Annotated in this window: 5 protein-coding genes; 4 read left to right on the top strand and 1 reads right to left on the bottom strand. The window is 37.6% G+C overall.

Annotated features, from left to right (window positions below):
• Positions 1-148 precede the first annotated feature (148 nt).
• From Q0546_RS01145 to Q0546_RS01130, 4 genes are read left to right on the top strand one after another with little or no spacing between them, the layout of a single operon-like run.
• A complete protein-coding gene (locus Q0546_RS01145; protein WP_297990204.1) occupies positions 149-1,273 on the top strand; it encodes a restriction endonuclease subunit S in 1,125 nt (374 codons plus the stop codon).
• A 12-nt stretch (positions 1,274-1,285) separates the two neighbouring features.
• Positions 1,286-2,311 carry a DUF4917 family protein gene (locus tag Q0546_RS01140; RefSeq protein ID WP_297990258.1) on the top strand — a complete coding sequence of 342 codons (1,026 nt, stop codon included), beginning with the start codon at positions 1,286-1,288 and terminating at the stop codon, positions 2,309-2,311.
• 3 nt (positions 2,312-2,314) lie between these two features.
• Positions 2,315-5,392, top strand: coding sequence for a type I restriction endonuclease subunit R (locus Q0546_RS01135; protein WP_297990205.1), 3,078 nt, complete (start codon positions 2,315-2,317; stop codon positions 5,390-5,392).
• Complete coding sequence (locus tag Q0546_RS01130) at positions 5,382-6,044, top strand: SprT family zinc-dependent metalloprotease (RefSeq protein ID WP_297990206.1); 663 nt, start codon at positions 5,382-5,384, stop codon at positions 6,042-6,044. The genes Q0546_RS01135 and Q0546_RS01130 overlap by 11 nt, the downstream gene beginning before the upstream one ends.
• Before the next feature lie 75 nt (positions 6,045-6,119).
• Here Q0546_RS01130 and Q0546_RS01125 read toward each other — a convergent pair whose 3' ends face one another.
• Positions 6,120-6,833: a rhodanese-like domain-containing protein gene (locus Q0546_RS01125; protein WP_297990208.1), complete on the bottom strand. Its 714-nt coding sequence runs from the start codon at positions 6,831-6,833 to the stop codon at positions 6,120-6,122.
• Positions 6,834-7,238 lie beyond the last annotated feature (405 nt).

Here is a 7,238-nt window from a genome sequence, read left to right as displayed (position 1 = left end):
AAAAAGAGATATTAGATAATAACGGCTCAATAAGTAGAGAGAGTGCCGAAAAACATGCATTAGAGGAGTTTGAAAAATTTAAAAAAATGCAAGACAAATGCGATATTTCTGACTTTGATAAATTTGTTAAAAAACTAGAGAGTGGAAAATGAAAAGCGAATTTAAAAATTTACCGAGTGGGTGGAGGGTTGTGAAGCTTGAAAAGGTTGCGCCATTACAAAGAGGATATGATTTGCCAACCGATAATATTAAAGAAGGTTTATATCCAGTAGTATATTCTAACGGCATATTGAGATTTCATAATGAATTTAAAGCTAAAGCCCCAGGCGTTATAACTGGGAGATCTGGGACTATTGGAAAAGTAGTATATGTTGAGGAGGATTATTGGCCACATAATACTTCGCTGTGGGTTACAAATTTTTACGACAATAACCCCAAATTTATCTACTATATGTATATCACCCTTAATTTAGCAAGATTTAGTGCTGGTTCCGGCGTTCCAACATTAAACAGAAATGATATACATGCACAAACAATCCCGCTTCCGCCATTAGACGAGCAAGAAAAGATAGCGGAAATTTTATCTACTTGGGATGAGGCTATAAATTTAACTATAAATTTGATAGAAAACAAAAAGCGGTTTAAAAAAGCTCTTATGCAAATTTTACTTACAGCCAAAATCCGCTTTCCTGAGTTCAAAGACGAGTGGAAAGAAACAAAACTTGGAAAATGTTTAAAAGAAAAAAGTGATCGAAATACTAAAAATATTGATTTGGTTTTAAGTGTAACAAATAAATTTGGATTTGTAACTCAAGTTGAGTATTTTGATAAAAGCGTTGCTAGTGACAATATGACAAATTATAAAATCGTTAAAAAGGGAAATTTTGCCTACAACCCTTCGAGAATAAATGTCGGTTCTATTGCTTTACTGGAAAGCTATGAAATCGGAATTCTGAGTCCTATGTATGTTGTTTTTGAGTGCCTGAAAAATTCAGATAATCGTTTTTTAAAATTTTGGTTTCAAAGCCATAATTTTATTGGTAATTTATATAAATATTTAGCTGGAAGCGTTAGGAAAAGTTTGAATTTTAAAGATATGAAAACAATCTCAATAAAACTCCCAAATTTAAACGAGCAACAAAAAATCGCAGAGGTTTTGGCGGCTTGCGATGACGAGATAAATTTACTAAATTTAAAGCTAGAAAATTTAAAAAAACAAAAACAAGGCTTGATGCAAAAACTACTAAGCGGAAAGATAAGGGTAAGAATATGAGCAGTAGATTTGTTGGATTTTAATGATGTAAAGAAGCAAATTCTAGAGGATAAAAATAGGCATTTGCTTTTGGGTAATGGATTTAGCATGGCATATGACATCAAAAGATTTTCTTTTACTAGTTTGTTACAAAGTGCCGTAGACAAGAAGCTTATAAAAGAAACGGACTCTATGTATAAAGTGTTTGAAGAATTTAATACTAAAGATTTTGAGGAGGTCATTAAATTACTAGAAACTTCTGTTAGGGTGTTAAAGCATTATGGTATTGTAGGGGAGGAAGATGAGCAAAAAATATTAAATGATTCAGGTTCTCTAAAAAATCATTTGGTTGAAATCATAACAAATAACCACCAAGAAAAGATTACAAATATAACCGACGCTGAATTTGAAAATAGTATAAATTTTATAAAGGATTTTAAATCTATATATACTCTAAATTATGATTTATTGTTATATTGGACTTGCATGAAATTAAAAGCGCTTGTAGACAATGAAAAAATAAAAGACTCTAGTCTCGTGGTAAGTGATGGCTTTTGCAGCTCTGGTAATAATGGAGACGACTATGTCATTTACGCAAATGATAGTAGTGTGAAGCAAAATATTTTCTTTTTACATGGTGGGCTGCATATATTTGATAAACAAAATGAGATTATAAAAAATACGTATTGCAGAACCGACAAACCACTTAAAGAGCAAACACTAGAAAATTTAGATAAAAATATATATCCTATTTTTGTTTCAGAAGGAACTAGTGAACAAAAGAAAGCAAAAATCATACACAATGCCTATTTAAACCATTGTTATAAAAGCTTATCAAAAATTAGTGGAAGTCTTGTAATTTTTGGAACAATGTTAAAAAATGGAGACGAACATATTAGGGAGGCAATAATAAGAAGCAAAGTAAAAAATATCTATATTGGAATTTCAAATGAAAGTGCAATTAATAATTTTGATGATTTTATAGATAAATGCACTCATTTAAAAGATAAAAAAGAAGTAAAATTCTATAACTATAAGACAGCAAAAGTTTGGAGATGAAATATGACCCCCGATACTTCAGAAAACAAAATCCAGCAAAACAGCATAAATTTACTTCAAAGCTTGGGCTATAAATTTATAAGTAGGGAGGAAAATTTAAAGCTTCGCGGCGGTAAAACAAGCGAGGTTTTGTTTAGAGAAATTTTAACCAAAAAGCTTAGTGGGATAAATGGCTACGAGTATAAGGGCAAGAGATATGAATTTAGCCAAAGTAACGTTTTAAAGGCGGTCGATGAGCTAGCGGGAGTGTCTTTAAACGAAGGGCTAATGATCGCAAATGAAAGGATCACGAATTTGCTATTGCTCGGCACCAGTTTAGAAGAAAATTTAGAAGACGGCACAAAAAGGAGCTTCTCTTTTAAATTTATAGACTTTGAAAATTTACAAAACAACGACTTTTACGTAACGGAAGAATTTGAAGTAAGCAGGGCAAATCAAAGCGATAGCGCAAAAAACAGAAGGCCTGATCTCGTACTTTTTATAAACGGCATACCAATAGTCGTGATCGAGCTTAAAAAATCAAGCGTGAGCCTTGAAAACGGCATAAAGCAGCTAGAAAAAGAGCAGGGCAAAGATGAGATAGCGCACCTTTTTAAATACATCCAGCTAACTATCGCGGCAAATGGAAGTGGGGCAAGATATGGCACAACTGGCACGCCGTTTAAATTTTATAGCGTGTGGAAAGAGCAAAACGGAGCAAATGAGAGCCTAAAGGACGCGATAAAAGATAGAAAGATATGTGCTCTTGATACTACGCTCTTTTCGCTGTTGTCTAAAGATAGGCTACTAAGGCTAATTAGGCACTATATATTGTTTGATAAAAGGATGAAGAAAGTTTGCCGCTATCAGCAGTTTTTCGCTATCGAAGAGACGCTAAAGAGGGTATCAGCGAAAAAAGAGGGCGCAAGAGTGGGCGGACTCATCTGGCACACGCAAGGAAGCGGCAAGTCGCTCACTATGGTAATGCTAGCAAAGCTTTTAAAGCAAATTTATCCAAACTCAAAGGTTGTCGTCGTAACCGACAGGATAGATCTAGATGAACAGATACACGAAACTTTTAAAAACACGGATATAAAGGCGGGGAGAGCAAGTAGCGGAAGCGATCTGATAGAAAAGCTACAAGGCGGGGTTAGCGTGATAACTACGCTCGTGCATAAATTTGAAAAAGTGCAAAGTCAAAAGGTAGTGATAAGAGATAGCGATATATTTGTGCTAGTGGATGAGAGCCACCGCACGCAAGGCGGCGATCTGCATAAGGCTATGAAAAAGGCGTTGCCTCTTGCTTGCTATATAGGATTTACCGGAACGCCGCTTTTAAAGCGCGAGAAAAATAGTTTTGCTAAATTTGGCGGAGAGATACATAGATATACGATAGACGATGCGGTCAAAGATGGTGCCGTTTTGCCGCTACTTTACGAGGGGCGATACGTCGGTCAAAAGGTGCTTGATGCTGATGGGCTAAGTAGGAAATTTGATCTCATATCAAGAGAGCTAAGCGATGAGGCTAAAAGAGACCTGCAACAAAAGTGGGCGAGGTTTGAGCGTGTGGCGTCGAGCGAACAAAGGCTAGAGCTCATAGCGTTAGATATCAACGAGCATTTTAAAAAGAGTTTAAAGATGGCAAAAGGCGGCTTTAAAGCGATGTTAGCTACGCAAAGAAAATACGACGCCATAAAATATCATCAGATATTTGAAGAGTACGGAGAGATAAGAACTGCTTACGTGATCTCAAGCAACGAGCACGAGGAGCTTAAGGGTGGGCATAGAGAGTATGTCGCAAAGGCGTGGCAAGAGACGATAAAAGAGTACGGTAGCGAGGAGGTATATCTAAAATATGTCAAGAACGAATTCGTTTACGGCGACGAGATAGATCTGCTTATCGTCGTGGATAAGCTTTTAACGGGATTTGACGCGCCAAGAGCAAGCACGCTTTATATAGATAAACAGCTAAAAGAGCATAATCTGCTTCAGGCCATAGCTAGGGTAAATAGGCTTTATGACGGAAAAGATTATGGCTATATTATTGATTATAGAGGGCTTTTAGGCGAGCTTGATGAAGCGCTTACTAGCTATGCGTCGCTAAGTGGTTTTGACCCGGAGGATCTAAGTGGAGCCGTGATAGACGTAAGAAGCGAGATAATAAAGGCAAAGACCTACTATACTCATTTAGACGGGCTTTTTAGCGATGTCAAATTTAAAGACGACTTAGAAAGCTATGTGGCGGTTTTAGAGGACGTGCAAAAAAGAGACGACTTTAAAGAGTGGCTGTCGCAGTTTGCTAGAGCTTTTAAACTAGCGCTTTCGAGTGAGAAAATTTGCGATATCTTAAGCGAAGAGGAGATAAAAGCTTATAAGCAAAAGGTTAAATTTTATAACGAACTAAGAAAGACGGTGCAACTAAGATATCACGAGGCTTGCGATTTTGGTAAATACGAAGCGCAGATGCAAAAGCTACTTGATACTTATGTGAGCGCAAAAGAGGTCAATGAGCTTACGAAGCTCGTAAATATCTTTGAGACGGAATTTGATGATGAGGTGCAAAGAATCGAAGGCAAAAATGCAAAAGCCGATACGATAATCAGTGCCGTAAGTGCGGTGGTAAAAGAAAAAATGGAGTCAAATCCGGCGTTTTATAAATCAATAGCCAAACAGATACAAGATGTCATCGACGAGTATAAGGCTAAAAGACTTAGCGAAGAAGAAAAACTTGCCAAAGCAAAACAGTTAAAGGATCTGATAACAGGAGCTTTAAAACCAAACGAAGATAGATATCCAAAAGAGTTTAACGGCAAGAAAATTTTGTTTGCCATTTATGATAACTTGCTTGATATTTTAGGCAATGTGGAGCTTGAGGGTATAGAGTCGGTTGCTAAAAATTTGAGCGTGAAATTTTATGAAATTTACGAAGAGGCCTCAAAAAAACCAGAATGGCACAAAAATAAAGACGTAGAAAATGAGATAACAAGCGCGATGGAGGATGCTCTTTGGGACGTAGAGGATGAATACGGTGTTTCTATCGACGATAAAGAGAAAATTTATCAAACTATCCGTGGTATAGGGATAAGCTTTTATGCAAAGTGACGTAAAAATCATCAAAAAAGATGTAAAAAATATCACTTTAAAAGTTAGACCAAACGGCGAAGCGATACTAACCGCGCCAAATTCAGCAAGCGATGAGCATATAAAATTTATCATGCAAAAAAGAGCCAAGTGGATATCGCAAAAACGGGCGTTTTTTGCTTCGTTTAAGACGCCGCAAAAAGAGTATGTAAGCGGTGAGGATTTTAGGTATCTTGGGCGAAGCTACCGGTTAAAAGTGGTGCAGTCTAAGGAGGAGCGCGTAAAGCTACAAAGAGGTTATCTGGAGCTATTTGTAAAAGATAAAAGCGACCTAAAGCGAAAAGAAAATTTGATTTATGAGTGGTATCATGAAAAGGCGATGCTATATTTTTTTAACATCTTGCAAGAGTTTAACAAGATAGTAAAGCAAGATATCAAAAGCGTAAAAATAAGGCAGATGAAAACAAGATGGGGAAGCTGCAATCCCTATAAGTCATATATAAATTTAAACATAGAGCTCATCAAAAAACCAAAAGCGTGCATCGAATATGTAGTTTTTCATGAACTTGTTCATTTGGTGCACCCAAGTCACTCCAAACAATTTTACGATTATTTGTTTCTTTATATGAGTGACTGGGAAAAGCGTAAGAAAATTTTAGAGCGCTCCCTCTGATATATAAATATTGCGAAAAAATAATGTTATGGATTTAGGCTTTTGAAATTTTACTTTAAAAGCCTAAATTCTAATTTACTTCACCAACTCGTAATTATACTCTTTCGTGCCGTCGAGTAGATTTGTAACGTTGTAGCCTCGCTCGTTTAGGGCTTTGGCTAGCTTGGCGCTGCGGTTGCCGCTGTAGCAGTGCGTGATTATCCTTTTGTCTTTGTTGGCCTCAAGCACGTCCTTGTAGTTTTCCAAAGGCTCGCCGTATGGGATATTTATCGCGCCCTTCATATGCCCCGCGTCGTAGTCCTGCTTCTGCCTAGCATCGATGATCAGCACATTCGGCTCATTTGCTATTTTCAAAAATCCCTCCGCGTTTATGCTGCCGACCTTATACAGCTCATAGTTATACTGCTTCACGCCTGGCGCATTCATAAGCATACTAAAGCCCTTTTGTTTAAGCAGATCAAGCGCCTTGCCGCTGCGGTTGCCGGTGTTGCAATAAAGCACGACATTTCTATCCTTGTAGGCGCTTATCTCGTCCAGCCTGCTTTCAAGCTCTCCGAGCGGGATGTTGATCGCGTGCTTTAGGTGACCTGCAGCATATTCCTCCGCGCTTCTAACGTCGATGACTAGATAATTTTCTTTAGCCCTATTGTCCTCCTCTATCGCCGATAGCGCTACGCCGCTTATGGCGTGGCCGCTAGGCTGCTGCGTCTCGGCGCCGCAAGTCGCAAAAGATCCCAATGCTGCCAGCAAAACCGCGCTTTTTAAAATTTTGTGAGAAATAAATTTCATATGTTTCCTTTAAATTTTAGCTTTTAAAGCGGGGGGATTATATCAAAAAATTTAGCTAAATAGTGTGAATCTGCGCGGAATGTGATAGGTTATGCTGATACGGATTACCGATGTGAAAACGCGAAAGAGACTCGAATAAAAAACTTTTGCCAAAATATCTTAAAGGCTCGTAGGTAAAGATACTTTGCGTAAATTTATCTTTTAGAGACGGAGCAACAAATTCAAAAAAACTCACATTTGCCCGAAGGTAAATTTTATGCTTTTGCTAATTTTCATTATTTTTCAAGTATAAGTAAGATATAATCTCGAACTTTTTGGGGCGCCGTTGCGGCTCTTAAAGGGATTAAAGATGGTGTCAAGAGAGAGACTTGAACTCTCGACCTCCGGCTTATGAGACCAGCGCTC

The organism is uncultured Campylobacter sp., from assembly GCF_937997465.1.
Classification (GTDB): domain Bacteria; phylum Campylobacterota; class Campylobacteria; order Campylobacterales; family Campylobacteraceae; genus Campylobacter_A.
The sequence above is the reverse complement of the archived record's forward strand: the minus strand, read 5'-3'. Positions and strand labels throughout refer to the sequence as shown.

Excerpts from the sequence above, each read along its gene's own strand:
- Q0546_RS01125 (WP_297990208.1), bottom strand. The coding sequence starts at position 6,833 with ATGAAATTTATTTCTCACAAAATTTTAAAAAGCGCGGTTTTGCTGGCA.
- Q0546_RS01145 (WP_297990204.1), top strand. The coding sequence starts at position 149 with ATGAAAAGCGAATTTAAAAATTTACCGAGTGGGTGGAGGGTTGTGAAG.
- Q0546_RS01130 (WP_297990206.1), top strand. The coding sequence starts at position 5,382 with ATGCAAAGTGACGTAAAAATCATCAAAAAAGATGTAAAAAATATCACT.
- Q0546_RS01135 (WP_297990205.1), top strand. The coding sequence starts at position 2,315 with ATGACCCCCGATACTTCAGAAAACAAAATCCAGCAAAACAGCATAAAT.